The following is a 16,673-nucleotide window of genomic DNA, read 5'->3' on the forward strand; positions in this document are numbered from 1 at the left end:
CCACCGCCGAGATCTATGATTACATCGAACTGTTCTATAATCGCACTCGTCGGCACAGCCATCTGAGCGGGGTCAGTCCGGAGGCGTTTGAAGCCGTGTCGGAACGGGCTTAACTGTGTCCGCAAAAGCCTGGGAAGTCCAAAATCGGGGGAGGGTCAAGGAAGCGGCCAAACGGTCCTTCACTGCGCGCATTGAGGGAGCACATTCCCATCGTGCGGCCTCAGCGAGCAAGAGGACGACCAGGCCGCCCCTCTGCCCCCCTCTCCGCTGACATCCCTCACCAGGTGTGCTACAAACCCGCTCTATATGGTGCGCTTTTCGGTGGGTGTCCTCATGACAATGCCTCTCCGCTTCACATCCGTTGCACGGTTCACGCTAGCCGGGGCTTTTTGCAGCCTGACGCTGTCGGGCTGTCTGTCGCCGATCACGCTGAATCGCGCTGTGACCACTTACGATGAAGCGGTGACGGATGCGGTCTCCAAGCAACTGCTCATCAACATTGCCCGCGCCCATCGCCATCAACCCATTCACTTCACCGGCGTCTCGAATATCGCCGCGACGTTCGACTTCCGCGTGAATGCCGGAGCCACCCCGGCATTCACTGGAGGGTCCGGCACGACGCTCATGCCGATCTTCGGGGGCAGTGTCGCGGAGAATCCCACGATCAGCATCGTGCCGATCGAAGGGGAAGAGTTCACCAAGCGGCTGCTGACCCCCTTTCAGGAAACCAAGTTCACACTTCTGCTCCGGCAGCGCTTCGATATCGATCTCTTGCTCCGGCTGATGGCGCAGGAACTGCGGATCATGGGAAATGGCCAGAAGATCGCCTACCGCAATAAGCCTGCAGATCGGATAGACTACGAGATGTTCCGTCGCGTGGTGACGCACCTCTCATCCATTCAGGACCAGAACCAGCTCTATGCCGAACCGCTCGTCTACAATCGGACCTGGACCATTCCCGCCAACGCGGTCACCGCCGAGGGCTTCCAGTCTTTACAGGATGAGTATCTCGTGACCTACAGTCAGAAAGACAACACCTACACCCTGCGAAAACAAATCACGGGACGAACCCTCATCACCAACTATGACCCCGACACCCTTCCGGCCGACGAGCGGGCCCGGTTGATCGACGACGCCGAGGAAGGGCACCTCAACGATGTCTACTTCGACATCCGCCCGGGGCACGTCGGAGGGGAATACCCCCTCAAGGGGGATTTCCGGCTGCGGAGCTTCAATAGCATTCTCAACTTTCTGGGCCGATCGCTGGAAGAAGACCCCGAATACCCCGTCGAGCAAGATCCGCGGACACCGCCCGTGCATGAAAATCCCGTCCACGCGATGGAACTCGTGCTGTCGGACAGCGCGCCGTCGGACGCCGATCTGTCGATCAAGTTCCACGACAAACATTACGCCGTGAGCACGACCGGGCCGCTGGCCCGCTGGAACCGCGAAGGCTTTCAGTTGCTCTATCTGCTCTTTCAGATGACCGTGAGCGAAGTCCCGCGCGTGGGCGTCCCCAGCATCACGATTGCGAAGTGACGTACTGGGTGAAGGGCATGTCAACGGATGTGGGGATTCGGCATTGCTGCTGGTGTCTTCGTCGGCGGGTTATCGGCGGAAAGCATCCTTCCCCTTGATCACTTCCGAGAGCATCTGGTCTGCCAATTTTGCGGCGACCCGCCGACGGTACCATTGGCGTACCAGGCCGATCACAACCATGCCTACTGCAGCGGCTACCAGCGCCCAACCTGACTCTTCCATAGAGGCAGCTTAATTCAGTCCCCGGCCCCAGACAAGATGGGGAAGAAACCAGTGTCATTTCCATCGGCCTGCCTGCTACAATTCCGCCCTCGTCGGCCCCCTTAATCCCGACAAAGTGGCGCCAGGCTTAGATTCACAGTAGGTCAACGGATCTTCGGGTTCCGCGTTACACACTCACATGCGACACACCTTCTTCCCGACCATTGGCCTTTCGTTTGCCCTCAGTCTCCTTGCCGGCTGCAGTAGCGGCGGATCGGAGGCCCCTCTTGCGACGCCCCCGGCTACCGGCCCCTCCTGTTCGGTCGCGCAACTCGAAGGAGCGATGGAGAGCACGCTGGCGCAGACCGCCTCGGACGTGGACTTCTCGTTCTCGGTCGAACGGCAGGATGGCCGCCGCTACAGCTACAACCGGGGCGGCTCCACGCTGCAGACTTCCTATGAATCGGCCTCGACATCGAAACTGGTTTCGGCCGTCATCATTCTGCGGCTGGTGGAGAAAGGGTATCTGAGCCTGGCGGACAAACCGCAGCGCTACATTACGACCTGGCCTATCGTGAACACCGATCCGCTCTTTAATATGACGCTCGAGCAGTTGCTGAGCTTCACCTCCGGCCTGACGGCCGAGCCGCCTTGTCAGAACTTCGGAGGATCGAGCTTTGAAAATTGCGTGAACAGCATCGCGACGACTAACGCCGGAAACGGGATTACTCCGGGGCAACAGTTCTACTACGCCAGCACCCATCTACAAGTGGCGGGACTCATGGCGATCAAGGCGCGGGGCGTGGCCACCTGGCAGGATATCTTCACGGAATTCAAAACCCAAACCGGCCTCTTCCCCACGTCGACCTATGATCTCCCCTCTGCCACCAATCCCCGCCTGGCCGGCGGCATGCACTGGACCGGCGAGGAATACATGGCCTTTCTCAAGGCGCTGAAGAACGGCTCGCTGCTGAACAGTACCTCGATGGGTCAACTGCTGGCTGATCACACGGCCGGTGTGACAATCGCCTATTCACCGGCCCTGGTCGGCGCAGGCGAAGACTGGCACTACGGCTTCGGCCTCTGGCACGAATGTCAGAGCCCCACATTCAATTGCACCGCCGGCACCAGAGTCTCCAGCCCCGGCGCCTACGGGGCCTATCCGTTCTGGGATCGCAGCCACGGCTATTTCGGCATCGTCTCCCGCCAGGGCGCGCTCGGAACCTTTCCAAATGGTATTGCGATCGAACGAGCCGTCCGCCCCGACGTGGAACAATGGCTGGCCTGCCCTTAGGAATTCGTGGAATCAAAGAGAGAGGAGATGCGCCCGAATCAGGCTGCCAGCTGCTTCACAGCAGGCTTGATCCGCTTGCGTACATGCAGATGGAGCCGATCTTCCATCGCATCGATCAGTCGGTGCAGTTGCGCCTGCTGTAACCCGGTCCGCTTCAGCCAGGGATCACTGAACATCCCCGCCAGCAGGCTCATGCACGTGACAAAGAGGCCTACGCACAGCGTGGCCCACACCACCTGCCACACCGACGGCTTGGGCGGGAACACCGAGTAAAACGCGGACCCGAGGCCCGCACCCAGCACGAAATGCGACACCGCCCGATCGCGAGCCGCCTTTCTGGCGATCTGATCGCCGATCCCGGCAATGCCGAGGGAGTGATCGCCGAACAACATCCATCCCATCACCAGCGTCAAAACCGTCGCCGCCATATCGCACACCAGCCCGCGGCTGGATGAATGGGATTCGAGCACTTTCGCGATGTCGGGCAGATCCTTCAGTGCCGTCTCTACGCTCGCCTGCGACGCAAACAGCGGGACGACGGATCGATCCCGCTTCAGCATCTCCCCCAGTCCATGGGGGACCGTCACACCGGTACCGCCCTCGCATGGCCACGCCAGCAACTCGGTGGCGATCAACCGTTCGACTTCTTTCTGATACCGCGTCTTGATGCCGGAGGGTAGCAGCCCGACCAGATCGGCCCCGGCATGCCAGCCTAATTTCTCCGGCACCTCGACGACTTTCTTCAGCAACAGATAGGGAATCGCCCAGAGGGTATTGACGGGATGGCAGAGCAGATCGCTGACAAACGACTGCTTCTGCAGCGCGATGGTTTCTTGCAGTGAAAAATGCCGCTCGACAAACCCGTCGACCCGGGCATGACACTCGGCAATATACCGGTCGATACAATCTTCGAGCGCGGCCATCGCCGTCGCGGTGTCCTGAACAGTCACGAGTCCATCTCCTCCAAAGGATGTCTTACTATACAGAACTCCCCTCCATGCTCAAGCAAAACGGCATCCCGGACTCAGTTGCGTATTGCGTGGCCTACCCTGCCACAGATCATCGTCCGACCCTCCCGCCGGGACCTGGTACGAGGCCACACCTTCTTTGAATTTTCTGCTACTCTCCTCCCCCATGCCTCCAGCCCTGCAAGCCTTTCTGATCCTCTTCGTCGTCGGCGCTACGCTGCGTCTGTCGGGCCTGCTCGGAAAACCGCACGCGGAACGACTGGGGCTGTTCGTCTTTTCCGTTACGCTGCCGGCGACGATTCTCGTCTCGCTCGATCGCGTGGCCTTTGCCCCGACGGCCTGGAAGCTGCCGCTGGCTGCCTGTCTGGTCTCGCTGCCATTGGTATTGGCCTCCTGGCCGATTGCACGATGGCTGCATCTCGCCCGCCCGACGCAGGGGGGATTTCTCCTGGCTATCGGCTGCATCAACTCCGTGTACTTCGCCTATCCCGTCGCCCTGGCGACATTCGGCGACGAGGGCCTCGCCCAGGCGATCCTCTTCGACCTCGGCCAAACCGCACTCACTCTCACCGCGCTCTATGCCCTGGCCGTGTGGCATGGCACCGCGGCGCCCTCGGCGCGCTCGGCGCTCACGCGCCTGCTCACGTCGCCCCCCTTCTGGGCCTTGACGATCATGCTGGCGCTGAAAGCGGCTGGGCTTCATCTGCCCGCCTGGCTTCATACCATTTTGACGCCGGTGCATCTCATGACCACGCCGCTCGCGAGTCTCGTCCTCGGCCTCTCGATCAGCTTCGCGGCGCTGCGACGGACCTGGCGGCTCACTTGCCTGGGTGTGGCAATGCGGATGCTCGGTGGATTGCTGCTGGGATGGTTCGCGGCCTGGCTGCTGAATCTGACGGGAATGGAACGGGCGGTGGTGATTCTGATTGCCGCGATGCCCTCGGCGGTGACGGCGGTGATTTTCGCGACGGAAACCGGATTGGACGAGGATCTCGTCGCCTCGATCGTGGCGCTCTCGATTTGTCTCGGCGTGGCCCTGCTTCCCTGGCTCCCGTGGATTGCCGCGGCGCTCGTGGGCTAGGCTGCGATTTGCTTTGCCGGGATCCCCACTGACCGCACGTTCTGGTCGACTCAGGCGCGTGAGCCGGATTCTGATGAACCTGCCGGTGGCGTTCGCCGGTCCTCGCCGGATTGGCGCGGCCGCGTATAGATGATTCTGGCGCCCGGCTTGAACGTGAGGTAGTACCACATCCATTCGGACATGACCCGCACGCGACTGCGAAACCCGATCAGGAAAAAGATGTGCACCACGCACCAGAGCAGCCAGGCAACCAGCCCGGAGAGGTGCCACGAGCCGAACTGGACCACCGCTTGGGCACGGCCGATGGTCGCCAGCATACCCCGATCGGCATAGACAAACGATGGGCGCTGCTCCGTCGCGATTTCCTCCCGAATGAGCCGTGCGACATAGCGACCTTGCTGCATGGCGACGGGAGCCAGCCCCGGCAGCGGAATCCCGTCCGGTCCGGCACAATGCGCGGCATCGCCGATGACGAAGATCCAGGGATCGCCCGGAATCGTGAGGTCCGGGAGCACGGGAATGCGACCGGCCTCGTCACGGGACACCGCCAGCGAAGCGAGCAGCGGGGACGCCGTATTGCCGGCGGCCCAGATGATATTCGTGGATCGCACGACCTCACCCCCGATCACGACGCCGTCGGGGCGGACCTCACTCACTCGACTATTGAGCTTGATCGTGACACCCATGCGGACGAGCGCGGCGGCGGCGGTCGCCGACAGGTCGGCGCAAAACCCGGGGAGAATCCTGGGCCCCCCTTCCACAAGGACTATGGACAAATCCTCAAGACGCAAGGTTGGGAAATCAGGCCCCATGGCCTTTCGTCCGATTTCCGCCAGCGCGCCGGCCAGTTCGACGCCGGTGGGCCCTCCCCCCACGATCACGAACGTGAGTCGATCATGAGTACCGGTGGCGATACGTCGCCGTTCGGCCTCTTCAAACGCCAACAGCATGTTCTCGCGAAGACGGACCGCGTCGGCCAGCGTCTTGAGCCCTGGGGCAAACTGTTCCCACCCCTCATGCCCGAAATAGGCGTGGCGCGCTCCGGGTGCCACGATAAGGACATCAAACGGAATCGGGGCGCTGTCCCTCAACCGCACCAGACGCGCCGCACGATCGATGGTTTCCACTTCGTCCATCACCACGCGAAGATTGGAATGCCGCCGGAGCAGCGTGCGCAAGGGCCAGGCAATGTCCCCGGGCGCCAGCGCGGCGGTGGCCACCTGGTAGAGCAAGGGTTGAAACACATGATGATTGGTGCGGTCGATGAGCACGCTGTCAACATCGCGCAACGATTGCGCGGCCGCGAGGCCTCCGAAACCGCCCCCGATGATGACGACCCGTTTGTCAGGCATGAAAAGACGCTAGGGACAGGCTAAGACCCGGAGAGGACAGTGTCAACTTTCGGATGGGGACGACTGCGGCATTCTCGATCTACTGCGACCTCGCCCTGCTCCCCGGCTGCCCCGGATTTCCGCAGCGCTCGTGGGCAAAAAACCTAGGCTGTAATCTTTCCGACCTTGGTCGCTCTTGCCCGAACAGTTCCCCGCCGCCGTCCACGCGCCGCCTTTCGGACTGTCACTTCTACGTCCTGGCCCAGGAGTGAGAGAAAGTGAACAAGGCGTTCAATAGAAAAACCCGCCATCTGACCGGCTAAGAGCTTTGATATCTTGGCCTGGTCAATGCCCAGCTGCGCCGCCGCTTCAACCTGCTTCCACCCCTGTCCTTTGATCGTCTCCTGCAATGCTTGCAGCAAACCACTTTTCAGAATCAGCTCGGCGGATCTCTCTTCAGAAAACCCCAAATCCCGAAATACATTGCCACTACCTTTGGTCACTGTAGCGCGTGTCATCGGTCTTGCTCCTTCCTCCATCTCACCAGATCGGCATATCGACCTTTGGCAAGACGGATATCACTATTCAGTGTCTTCTGGGACCGTTTCTCAAAGACGTGCAGCACATACACGGCTTCTTCGAACTTCGCCAGGTAGAGCACTCGATAGCCTCCGCTCTCATCCCGCACCCGGATTTCATTGACGCCGGGACCCACCGCCGGCATCGACTTCCAGTCGTCCGGCTCTTTCCCCTGCTGCACCTTGAAAAGTTGATGCCCTGCGGTCTCCCTGGCATCATCAGACAGATCCTGCAGGTCTTCCCGCGACGATCCCACAAAATGAACCGGCTTCACTTCGCTCCTGCCTTACTGTGCCCTACTGCATCATATGCCACAACTGGCATACCTGCAAGGCCCATCCTTAACTTGCTCCAACGAGCCGGATACAAGCTTTCAGGACTTCACCTTATTCAGGACTTTCTGCCCATGATCACATCGCGCTGTTCGGGGAATGGCGGCTCTCGCAGAAGGGTACCTGAATACAGCAGAAGATGAGAGACCTTCCTATCCGGCCCACCCCTTCAATGTTTCCATGACGCCAAACAATGGATGCAGTGCATTCACCGGTGCTGCAATTGATGCGCTTGACTTGCTCCGACGAGCCAGATACAAGCCTCTCAGGATTTCACCTTAACCAGGACGTTCTGCCCATGATCGCATCGCCGAGTACTACACCGTTCCGCACATTCGCCTTCATCGTGACGCTCGCCGGTCTCGTCGCTGCTTCCGCAGGCTGTTCCAAGAACGCCCTGCCGAAACCAACGCCTTCACAGCCGTCTGTGCCCATCGATTTCGCGCTCGCGGGGCAATATGCCCAACGGGCGGCTCTGGTCTATGAGACCGATGCGTCGATCAAGCAGAAATCGCCGGCCGGCTCACTCATCTCCTTCATGGTTGAAACGCCCAAGGGAGTGAAGGCCTACATCGAGACGGACGATGCCAGAAAGATTCAGTGGGTGGCCGTGCGGGGCACCGCGACCCTGGAGAACATGAAACTCGACGTGGACTACAACAAGGTGGTGGATGGCCGGCTGCAGATTCCCCTGCACAAGGGTTTCGCCGACACGGCGCTGCAGGTCTATGCCTTTGCGAAGCCACTATTGCGGCCGGGCTATGAAGTGCGCGTGACGGGGCACAGCCTCGGCGGCGCGGCGGCGTCGATCGTCTTGATGCTCTTCAAGGAAGACGGGGTGAAGCTCGGTCAGGCGATGACGTTCGGCCAGCCGAAGGTGACGAACCGCGCGGGCGTCGAGAAGTATCGGGGGCTGCCGCTGCTGCGTTTCGTGAACGACAAGGATCCGGTGCCGCTCCTCCCGCCGCTGGATATCTCCACGATCCTCGACGAAGGCCCATACAAGCATATCGGCCCCGAAGTCGTGCTGAAAGACGGGACCAACTACGCCTATTTCAGCGACGCCCAGGCGGAGCGCTTCTCTGTGATCTCGTTCTGGAACTCGCTCGGCAGGCAAGAGGTCCCGGACCATTCCATCTCGAATTACCTGCAGAGCCTTCAAGCGAAAACGGGCGTACGGTAGCGCGCCCGACGCGGAGAGGAACGGACCGTCGGTCCGCTCCCCCCTCTGTGCAATGCGGCGTCGGATGCCAGCTCAGTGACAGTGATGCGCGTGCACCAGTGCGTGGCCTTTGCCGCGCGCGATCAGCCAGCGGTTCACCGGAAAAGCGGCGGCGCCCGCCAGGATCAACGAGACGATCAAGCTTCCCCAGAACAGAGGATCGGATAATCCGGCGTCCATCGCGCCGGGAATCACGAGCATGATCGCGTTATCCACTAACTCCATCGTCCCCATGGAGAGGGTATCGGAGGCGAGAGCCAGCCCGAGTGCTGCGCCCCAGGCCATCCCCGCTTTTCGTAGCGGCCAGAGTGTCATCCCGTAGCCGATCAGAAACGCGAGGGCTACGGCGAGCGCCACCGTCGGCCAGTTACTCCACCCGAGCGCCGTCCCGATCACCATCCCCAGCACTTCGCCGATGGTGCAACCGGTCAAGCAATGCAGCGTCGCCATGAACGCAGTGCGGGTGAGGGACGTCGTGTCCTGCACCGCCCCATGGTGGCGATGGGCCATCTGCGGTTCATGCCGCTCGTGATGATGTGCCTGTTCCTTCGGCCCGGCGCAGCAGACCGGTTGCTCTTCTATCTCTGGAAGCGTGGCCGCGACGGATTCGTTACGGATCATGTGAGGCCTCCCGGTGAGTGGTGAATGTTGCCGTTCACCCTTACAGACGGAGGAGGGAGCGGATTATTACAGTCGGCTAACAGGTACAGTTCAAGCAGCCGTGCTTCGTGCAAATCCCGCAGGTTTGTTCGAGGGTTGCCCGCAGGGCCTGCCGCGCCCGATGGAGACGGACGGTGAGATTGTTGGAGGTAACATTGAGCTCCCTGGCCACGGCCGCCGGGGACTCGCCTTCCAAGTCGACACGACGGATGAGCTCGGCATAGGCGGGACGGAGCTGAGTCACCAGTGGCGCCAGGCAGGCGCAGAGGGTCGGCCGGACTTCATCGAGCCCCGGCATCTTGTCTTCCCCCAACGTGACCAATTCATCGAGGAGGCCGTCCACTTTCCGGCGGTCGGCGGCGTGAGACCGGTAGTAGTCCACCACCGCATTGCGCAAGATTCGATAGAACCAGCTGACGGCGCTGTCGTGATGGTGCAGTTCGTGGCCGCGCTCGACCGCTTTGACCAGACTCTCCTGGAGCAGATCTTCGACCAGCGCGTCGTCGGACAGCCGCTTGCGCAGAAAGGCACGGAAAGCCGATTCCTCCGCCAACAGGCGCCGCATGAGTTCATCCAGGGGCGTCGGACCGGAGGCGGTCCGGCCAGATTGAGCAACCGTCTTCTTTCCCATTGCCCCTCGATCGCTGTAGTGGCCTCCCCCGTTCCCCCTACTTGTAGCCGATCACCATGCCGTCCGGTCCGGCCAACCGCTCCACCTTGGTCTTCTTGAAGCCGGCTTCTTTCATCCACGTGCGGCAGTCGGCGCCGGTGAAGTCGAAGCCTCCGGGGGTTTCGATCAGCATATTGAGGCTCATCAGCAGGCCGAACGCGTTCTCCTTGCGCGCATCATCGATGAGGGCTTCATGGACGATCACCGCGCCGTTCGGCGGAAGCGCCTCGTAGGCCTTGCGCAGGAGCATCAGTTTTTCGTCGAGGTTCCAGTCGTGGAGGATGTGGCCCATGATGATGACGTCGACCTGCGGCAGCGGCTCGTTGAAGAAATTGCCGGGACGGAACTGCAGCCGCTTTGCCAGGCCCTTACTCTGAGCATAGGCCTCGAACACCGGTTGCACGACCGGCAGATCCATGCCGAGCCCGGTGAGGTGCTTGTGCGCGAGCGCGATTTCGACGGCGACACCACCCTGCGCGCAGCCGACATCGGCAAAGGTCTTGTATTTCTTCCAGGGAAATTTTTTGGCAATTCCGCGGCCGGACCCGATGCTGAGGCCCGTCATGGCCTTTAAAAATCCTTCGAGCCGCTGCGGGTCGCTATAGAGCGTGCCGAAGAAATCGCCGCCGGTCTTCACTTCATTCTGCGGCTGGCCGGTGCGAAGCCCGTCGGTCAGCGAGCCCCAAAAGTGATACAGCCGCGCATTGCACATTTCGAGGATGCCGCCGATATAGGACGGCTTGGCCCGATCCAGAAACAGCGCGGTTTCCGGCGTATTCGCGTACCGTGTGCCGGTACGCTTCAGCATCCCCAAGGCAACCAGCGCATCGAAAAAGTCCCGTGCGCTGCGCGGATGCAGGTTGAGTCGCGCGGTCAACTCCTCCAGCGTGCGCCCGCCCTTCGCCAGCTCGGTGAAGAGCCCGAGTTCAATGGCGCTCAGGAGAGTCTTCGATCCCAAGAAACCGGTGCCCAGTTCCATGACCTTCGCCGGTGTCAGAGGCTTCTTTGCCACGGTGCGATCCTTTCCTCAGGGAGTTATGCCGATCGTTGAGCGGCCGTCTACTCTGGCGCCCCGGCCGCCGAATCGTAATACTTTTCGCGATAGATGGGGCAAAGCCCCTTCTGCTGCAGCGTCTTCGTCACGTCGGCAATCATTCCGCCGCTTCCGCAGAGATAGACGGCAAGGTGCGCCACCGACGTGACGCGCTCCTCGACCAGCCGCTGCACCCGGCCGGTTTCTCCGGACCAGCCCGGATCCGGACGAGAGAGCGTGAGGACCGTCGTCATCTTCGGCATCTTCTGCGCGAGCGCGATCAAGTCTTCCTGATAGTACAGATCCCGCTGGCTCCGAAGACCCCAGAACAGGGTGGCCGGCCGGGGATCGGGCCGCTCCGCGTTCGCCAGGAGCATCGACCAGATGGGCGTAATGCCGGTCCCGGTGGCGACGAAGAGCAGGTCGCGTCCGGGATCCTCGCGTAGCGTGAAATGACCGGCCGGTCCTTTGAATCGTGTCGTATCGCCCTCTTTGAAGCCATAGAGCAACGTGGATCCGGGCCCGCCCGATACGCGGTTGAACAGGAGGGTGACGACGCCGGGACGGCTGGGTGAAGAGGCGATGGAATAGGCCCGCGTCACGAGGCGTCCGGTCTCGGGATGCGGCATGTCGAAAGAAATAAACTGGCCCGGTTTGAACTCGATGGCGGCGGGCTCGATGAGTCGCAAATCGAGTTGTCGCACATCGTGCGTCAAATCCTTGATCGACTCAATCTGTGCGGCAAACGTATGAATGGACATCGCAGCCTGTCAGCCCGGTTGGGTGGTTGATGCGCCGATGGCCGGAGTACGCTTCGATACGTTGAGTCGTTGCGTGACGCGAGAACGCTGCCGGCCGGTTTGTCAGCATCCTGCTCGAAACCGGCGCATTATCGGCTGGCTCGGTACGCAACGTCAAGATTGGGATGAGAGAGAGGATCGTCCGGGAACCGTTGGAACCCGGTTCACCAGCCGAGTTGCCATTGATGGCCCTGGCGTTCGACCAGCGCATCCGCCTCGCGCGGTCCCCAGGAGCCGGCCGAATACGGATGCACCACTTGCTTGCCGGTCAGGAGGGGGTCATAGAGCTTCCAGGCCTTTTCGGTAAACTCCGCGCTGACGAACAGGGTCTGATCCCCGATCATCACATCGCGTAAAAGCGTCTCGTAGGCCTCGGGCAGCTGCCCGAACGCTTTCTGGTAGTCGAACTGCAATGCATGGTCGCTCAGCATGAACGGCCGCCCGGGACTCTTCACGGAAAAGCAGAGAGAGAATCCTTCGCTGGGCTGCAGCGTGATCAACAGCTTATTGGACGCGATGCTGCCAGGATCGATGGACGGAAACACATGGGCCGGGGCCTCGCGGAAAATGACGGCGATCTGCGTGAGCTTTCGGGGAAAGCGTTTCCCGGTGCGCAGATAGAACGGAACGCCCTTCCAGCGCCAGTTGTTTATCTCCGCTTTCAATGCGACATAGGTTTCCGTGCTGGAATCCCTCGGTACACCCGGCTCCTCGCGATACCCGGGAATCGTCTGGTCGCCGATCTGCCAGGAGGTGTATTGGCCGAACACCACGTCCTGCTCCGCAATCGGCGCAATGGAATGGAGCACTTTCATCTTTTCGCTCTGAATGGCCTCCGCATCGAACGAGACCGGGACTTCCATCGCCACGACGGTCATGAGCTGGGTCAAATGATTCTGCAGCATGTCGCGCAGAGCGCCCGCCTGTTGGTAGTAGGCCCCGCGATGTTCGACACCGAGATCTTCGGCCACGGTAATCTGCACGTTCTCGATGGCGTCGCGTTTCCAGAGCGATTCGAAAATCGGGTTGGCGAACCGGAAGGCCAGCAGATTCTGGACGGTTTCCTTTCCCAGATAGTGGTCGATCCGGTAGATCTGCGATTCGTCCACGTACCGGTGCAACGTGGTATTCAGCTGGCGGGCTGATTGGAAATCGTGCCCGAAGGGCTTTTCGAAGACGACGCGCACCCAGCCACGCCCCTTGAGCAGTCCCGCCCGATCCAACCCTTCGATGGCGTTGGGCGCAATGTCGGGCGGCACGGCCAGATAGAACACGCGATTTTCCGGCATGACGTGTTCCAGTTCAATCCGGCGAATGTACGTCGCTAACGCGGCATAATCGTCATCCGTCCCCCGGCCGATGGTGTGGTAGTAAAGACAGGCGTCGCACCACTCGCGCAATTCGTGATCGTTGTGCCAGCCGGCCTTGTGCAACCCTTCATGCGCCCAGAGCCGAAACCCGTCCTCACCGACTTCAGGCAAAGCCGCGCCCACAATCAGCGTGTTCCGGGTTTCCAACACACCCTGATCCCGCAAATGGTAGAGCGCGGGCAACAACTTTCGACGGGTCAGATCGCCGGTGGCTCCGATGATGACAAAGACGTGCGGCTCAACCTGCTGTGGCGGCATTCGCGAGGTCCTCTTGTTGCAGTATGTTGCTCTTCAGAATTTTGATCATGCCAAAGATACCATGCCCCCCTACCGGACAGCGACGGGCGCTAAGGGCACCCTGTTCAGAGGCCGGCGAAAGGAGTCAGAAGAATCCGCTTTACGTGCCCCGTCCAGACCAACAAGATTTTCGCACAATCTGCGTCATTTGGATAAGGAGTCGGCATCCTCTTGCCGTGATGACTCAGCTCCTACCGTTGCTCCCTGAAAGATGCTTTCTTATGGTTTCCAGGATTCTCTGGGACCGGGCTTCGTCGCCGGTGAGCCCCACACGTATGGTTATCTGTGTCCGGGAATCCCCGATCGAATCCAGATCGATCCATACATGAGCGCGATCGGCAAACTCGGATTCCGTGTGGCCAGACAACTTATCGACCCGGTCCTCCGATGGCTTCAGTTCCAATTCCTTCAACGCGGCCAGCGTAGCCCCGTGAACAGCCGGCACGTCGTAGCCAAGTTCCTCCGTGAGGTTGCCCATCACATAAACGGCACCGGCTGCTCCACCCGCCGCCCCGACGAGGAAGGCCACGCAGCCGGAACCGGACGCAGCCAGCGCGCCACAGATCGCCCACCCTGCTGTGGCTGTCATCCAATACGATCCCCTATGACCTTTGCGACCCACACGGCACCTCAGTCAGTTGGATTTGGGGGGAGAAGGCACATCAGGGATAAGCAGAGATGACCGACACCTGAGGCCGTCAGACCGACCGACGACCCGGTATCGCGCCGCGCGCCGTTATGACAATCCATGCTGGTCCCGCCCAATACGGCCGTCGTAGCGGTTTGTGGACTTAAACAACTCGAACCGCCCGTCCATGGCGTGGCGGGCCACGCGAGTCCGCAGGCCCTGCATCTCGGCGACCGTCATCGGGACGAACCGCCGCACGATCTCGAGATTCTGCCGCAAGACGTCCCGCGAATCGATGCCGCTGACCAGCGACGCTATCGGCAAACTTAACACATACCGCAGCGCTTCTTCCGGTGTGACGAGCCCCTGTTTGATCGGTTCGGCATTCCCGCTCAAGCTTTTCATCCCGATCGGAGCGATGCCCCGCTGCGTAAGGACCGGCAGCACCTCCAGCTCGAAACTCCGATAGGTTCCGTCGAAGACATTGAGCGGCATCTGGCAGGTGTCGAACGGAAAGTCGTGGGCGAGCATCTTCAGATGAATCTTTGGATCTTTGTGTCCGGTGAAACCGATGAACCGCACCTTACCCTGCCGCTTCGCTTCGAGCAAGGCCTCGGCCCCGCCGCCCGGCGCAAAGTGCCGATCGGGATCGTCGAGATAGACCACTTCGTGAATCTGCCAGAGATCGAGATAATCCGTCTTCAGGCGACGGAGCGATTCGTCGAGCTGCTGCAACGCCACCCGCTTATCGCGTCCGTGCGAGCAGACCTTCGTCATGAGAAACACCTGCTGCCGCCGGCCTTGTAGGGCCTTCCCCATCAGCTCTTCGGAGCGTCCGCCGTTGTACTCCCAGGCATTGTCCAGAAAGGTCACGCCGGCGTCGATCGCTTCATGGAGGATGCGAATCGCCTCGGCGTCATCTTCGATTCGGCCCCAATGGGCGCCGCCGAAACAGAGTGCGGAGACCTGCACGCCGGTTTTCCCCAGCAGGCGCTTCGGAATCTCCCCGGTGGCCGACGAGCGCGCCGGCTCCAGCGCATCGGCCAATCCGCGAGCGCCGCCCAGCGCAACCATCGATCCGAGCGCACCGATCGCCTTTAACAACTGCCGACGATTCAGCGACCTTTCCCCGTCATCTCGATCAAGACTTCGTAGTTTCATAGCAGAACCTCCGAGTCCTTTCCTTCCTCACCCCCACCACCACAAGGCGGATGATCGGACGGACTGCTTCGGCTGCGACATCGCGCCATTCATAGCCAATAGGCCTGCAAAGAAAGCGTACGACGGCATTGCGCTGTTCCAGCGCAGCCTCACAGGAGTACGCGGCGTGCTCTATCAAGAATCCAGCAGCTCTCGCGATTATTCGCATGATCTCGCAGCCGAAGCAGTCCGCCCGGTCAGCCGCCTATTTCCCCACATCCCCCAGTCCCCGCATCTCATCCAACCAGTCGGCCCTCTGACGGTCCGTCAGCCCGTCGATAGATCCGATGATAGTGGATTTCACCGGGCCGATGCCACAGAACCAGAGGGTGTTGCGCTTGAGAGATCTGAGACTGTGGGCGAAGAAGATCCAGCGGTACACAAACGCCGGCATCCCCATGGTCACGACGATGCGGGCCGACTTTCCCGTGAGCAGCTTTTTCGCCATCCCGCCGGACTTCTGATACTCGAAGGCAAAGCCCGGACGCAGAAGCTGTTCCAAGAACCCTTTCAGTAATGCCGGCATCGATCCCAGCCAGAGCGGATAGATGATCACCAGGTGATCGGCCCAGGTCACGACATCCTGCGCCTGCTTGATCGCCTCCGGAGGTTGGCCCTTCTCGAAATCCTGTTTTGTCCGCAAGAGAGGAAAGTCGAGCGCCGCCACGTCGATACGCATCACATCATGTCCGCCATCCTCTGCCCCCTTGGCATATTCGTCGGCCAGCGCATGGCAGAAATGTCGGGCCGTCGAGTCGGGATGACCCTGAATGATGGCGATATGCTTGGGCATAGAGTCCTTGAGGAACTATTTCTGCACCTTGCTAGAAGAGTGGATGGTGCGGCGCGCTGCCGGGCGGTACAGACTCCGTGATCCCCCCCTTGTTGCCGAGGAACCGCCAGGCTCCGTCTTCGTAAATCAGATAGTGGACCTCGTTGACCCAGCTATCGATCGTGATGGTCTTCCCTGACTCCTTATCGATACCATAGAGCCCGCCGGTACAGGTGACCGAAGCCTTCTTCACCTTCCCTGTCTGCATCAGCTTCACATCGGTGAACACATGACGGGAGGACAGATCCCGATAATGCACGAACACTTCAGCCCAGATGCGTCGGACATCGGCCGGCTTCAGACCATAGTAGTTGTAGCCTTTTGCATAAAACGGCATAAGGGACTTGATGTCGGCCTGCCGCACCGCCGCATCGGCCTGATCGAACGCCGCCACGACATCCCGCATCAGCGCTTGGTCACGCTCCCCCACCACCCCCGGCACGACCTCGACATCGGCTGCGCCCGGCGCCGGATAATAAAGAGCCACGAGGGCAAGAGCGCCTCCCAGCAACGCACCACTCACAATAAGGCGGTTCCACTTCATAGCGACTAAAAAAGCAATGATGATGCCAGGCACCCCACGTCCGCGCGTAGGAACTTCTCTCGCCAGAAAAGACGGTTCTGATGTGATTACCT

19 protein-coding genes are annotated in these 16,673 nt (G+C 60.8%); 5 read left to right on the top strand and 14 right to left on the bottom strand.

Going from position 1 to position 16,673, the window contains the following annotated elements:
* Together Q7U39_02180 and Q7U39_02185 are read left to right on the top strand one after the other, a co-directional pair.
* On the top strand, positions 1 to 113 hold a 113-nt coding region (locus Q7U39_02180; GenBank protein MDO9116739.1), incomplete at its 5' end, for an IS3 family transposase.
* A 220-nt stretch (positions 114 to 333) separates the two neighbouring features.
* Positions 334 to 1,539, top strand: a complete 1,206-nt coding sequence (locus Q7U39_02185) for a hypothetical protein (GenBank protein MDO9116740.1) — start codon at positions 334 to 336, stop codon at positions 1,537 to 1,539.
* Between the two features lie 69 nt (positions 1,540 to 1,608).
* On the opposite strand, the gene Q7U39_02190 is transcribed toward Q7U39_02185, so the two are convergent.
* Positions 1,609 to 1,761: a hypothetical protein gene (locus Q7U39_02190; GenBank protein ID MDO9116741.1), complete on the bottom strand. Its 153-nt coding sequence runs from the start codon at positions 1,759 to 1,761 to the stop codon at positions 1,609 to 1,611.
* 178 nt (positions 1,762 to 1,939) lie between these two features.
* Between Q7U39_02190 and Q7U39_02195 the strand changes: the two genes are divergently transcribed.
* Complete coding sequence (locus Q7U39_02195) at positions 1,940 to 3,034, top strand: serine hydrolase domain-containing protein (GenBank protein ID MDO9116742.1); 1,095 nt, start codon at positions 1,940 to 1,942, stop codon at positions 3,032 to 3,034.
* Between the two features lie 38 nt (positions 3,035 to 3,072).
* On the opposite strand, the gene Q7U39_02200 is transcribed toward Q7U39_02195, so the two are convergent.
* Positions 3,073 to 3,984 (bottom strand): hypothetical protein, encoded by a 912-nt coding sequence (locus Q7U39_02200; GenBank protein MDO9116743.1) that lies wholly within the window; start codon positions 3,982 to 3,984, stop codon positions 3,073 to 3,075.
* Positions 3,985 to 4,141: 157 nt separating this feature from the next.
* Here Q7U39_02200 and Q7U39_02205 point away from each other — a divergent pair, with 157 nt between their 5' ends.
* Positions 4,142 to 5,083 (top strand): AEC family transporter, encoded by a 942-nt coding sequence (locus tag Q7U39_02205; protein MDO9116744.1) that lies wholly within the window; start codon positions 4,142 to 4,144, stop codon positions 5,081 to 5,083.
* A gap of 50 nt (positions 5,084 to 5,133) precedes the next feature.
* On the opposite strand, the gene Q7U39_02210 is transcribed toward Q7U39_02205, so the two are convergent.
* The 3 genes from Q7U39_02210 to Q7U39_02220 all read right to left on the bottom strand — a co-directional run bounded on the left by Q7U39_02210 (position 5,134) and on the right by Q7U39_02220 (position 7,267).
* Positions 5,134 to 6,435, bottom strand: coding sequence for an NAD(P)/FAD-dependent oxidoreductase (locus Q7U39_02210; GenBank protein ID MDO9116745.1), 1,302 nt, complete (start codon positions 6,433 to 6,435; stop codon positions 5,134 to 5,136).
* A 143-nt stretch (positions 6,436 to 6,578) separates the two neighbouring features.
* Positions 6,579 to 6,932 (bottom strand): helix-turn-helix transcriptional regulator, encoded by a 354-nt coding sequence (locus tag Q7U39_02215; protein ID MDO9116746.1) that lies wholly within the window; start codon positions 6,930 to 6,932, stop codon positions 6,579 to 6,581.
* Positions 6,929 to 7,267 carry a type II toxin-antitoxin system RelE/ParE family toxin gene (locus tag Q7U39_02220; protein ID MDO9116747.1) on the bottom strand — a complete coding sequence of 113 codons (339 nt, stop codon included), beginning with the start codon at positions 7,265 to 7,267 and terminating at the stop codon, positions 6,929 to 6,931. The genes Q7U39_02215 and Q7U39_02220 overlap by 4 nt, the downstream gene beginning before the upstream one ends.
* A gap of 356 nt (positions 7,268 to 7,623) precedes the next feature.
* Between Q7U39_02220 and Q7U39_02225 the strand changes: the two genes are divergently transcribed.
* Positions 7,624 to 8,508, top strand: coding sequence for a lipase family protein (locus Q7U39_02225; GenBank protein ID MDO9116748.1), 885 nt, complete (start codon positions 7,624 to 7,626; stop codon positions 8,506 to 8,508).
* Between the two features lie 72 nt (positions 8,509 to 8,580).
* Here the strand turns inward: Q7U39_02225 and Q7U39_02230 are convergent, their stop codons facing one another.
* From Q7U39_02230 to Q7U39_02270, 9 genes are all read right to left on the bottom strand, one after another.
* Positions 8,581 to 9,168 carry a DUF4396 domain-containing protein gene (locus Q7U39_02230; protein ID MDO9116749.1) on the bottom strand — a complete coding sequence of 196 codons (588 nt, stop codon included), beginning with the start codon at positions 9,166 to 9,168 and terminating at the stop codon, positions 8,581 to 8,583.
* A 76-nt stretch (positions 9,169 to 9,244) separates the two neighbouring features.
* Positions 9,245 to 9,838 (bottom strand): sigma-70 family RNA polymerase sigma factor, encoded by a 594-nt coding sequence (locus Q7U39_02235; GenBank protein MDO9116750.1) that lies wholly within the window; start codon positions 9,836 to 9,838, stop codon positions 9,245 to 9,247.
* Positions 9,839 to 9,875: 37 nt separating this feature from the next.
* Positions 9,876 to 10,856, bottom strand: coding sequence for a methyltransferase (locus tag Q7U39_02240; protein ID MDO9116751.1), 981 nt, complete (start codon positions 10,854 to 10,856; stop codon positions 9,876 to 9,878).
* Between the two features lie 80 nt (positions 10,857 to 10,936).
* Positions 10,937 to 11,671: an FAD-binding oxidoreductase gene (locus Q7U39_02245; GenBank protein ID MDO9116752.1), complete on the bottom strand. Its 735-nt coding sequence runs from the start codon at positions 11,669 to 11,671 to the stop codon at positions 10,937 to 10,939.
* A gap of 203 nt (positions 11,672 to 11,874) precedes the next feature.
* The gene (zwf, locus tag Q7U39_02250; GenBank protein MDO9116753.1) at positions 11,875 to 13,338 is read right to left on the bottom strand and encodes a glucose-6-phosphate dehydrogenase; all 1,464 of its coding nucleotides are present in this window, start codon (positions 13,336 to 13,338) and stop codon (positions 11,875 to 11,877) included.
* A 223-nt stretch (positions 13,339 to 13,561) separates the two neighbouring features.
* Positions 13,562 to 13,966, bottom strand: coding sequence for a DUF3568 family protein (locus tag Q7U39_02255; protein ID MDO9116754.1), 405 nt, complete (start codon positions 13,964 to 13,966; stop codon positions 13,562 to 13,564).
* Positions 13,967 to 14,113: 147 nt separating this feature from the next.
* A complete protein-coding gene (locus Q7U39_02260) occupies positions 14,114 to 15,166 on the bottom strand; it encodes an aldo/keto reductase (protein ID MDO9116755.1) in 1,053 nt (350 codons plus the stop codon).
* A 244-nt stretch (positions 15,167 to 15,410) separates the two neighbouring features.
* Positions 15,411 to 15,998: an NAD(P)H-dependent oxidoreductase gene (locus Q7U39_02265; GenBank protein MDO9116756.1), complete on the bottom strand. Its 588-nt coding sequence runs from the start codon at positions 15,996 to 15,998 to the stop codon at positions 15,411 to 15,413.
* A 31-nt stretch (positions 15,999 to 16,029) separates the two neighbouring features.
* Positions 16,030 to 16,614: a hypothetical protein gene (locus tag Q7U39_02270; protein ID MDO9116757.1), complete on the bottom strand. Its 585-nt coding sequence runs from the start codon at positions 16,612 to 16,614 to the stop codon at positions 16,030 to 16,032.
* Between the last annotated feature and the right edge of the window lie 59 nt (positions 16,615 to 16,673).

Source organism: Nitrospira sp. (genome assembly GCA_030653545.1).
GTDB lineage: Bacteria > Nitrospirota > Nitrospiria > Nitrospirales > Nitrospiraceae > Nitrospira_D.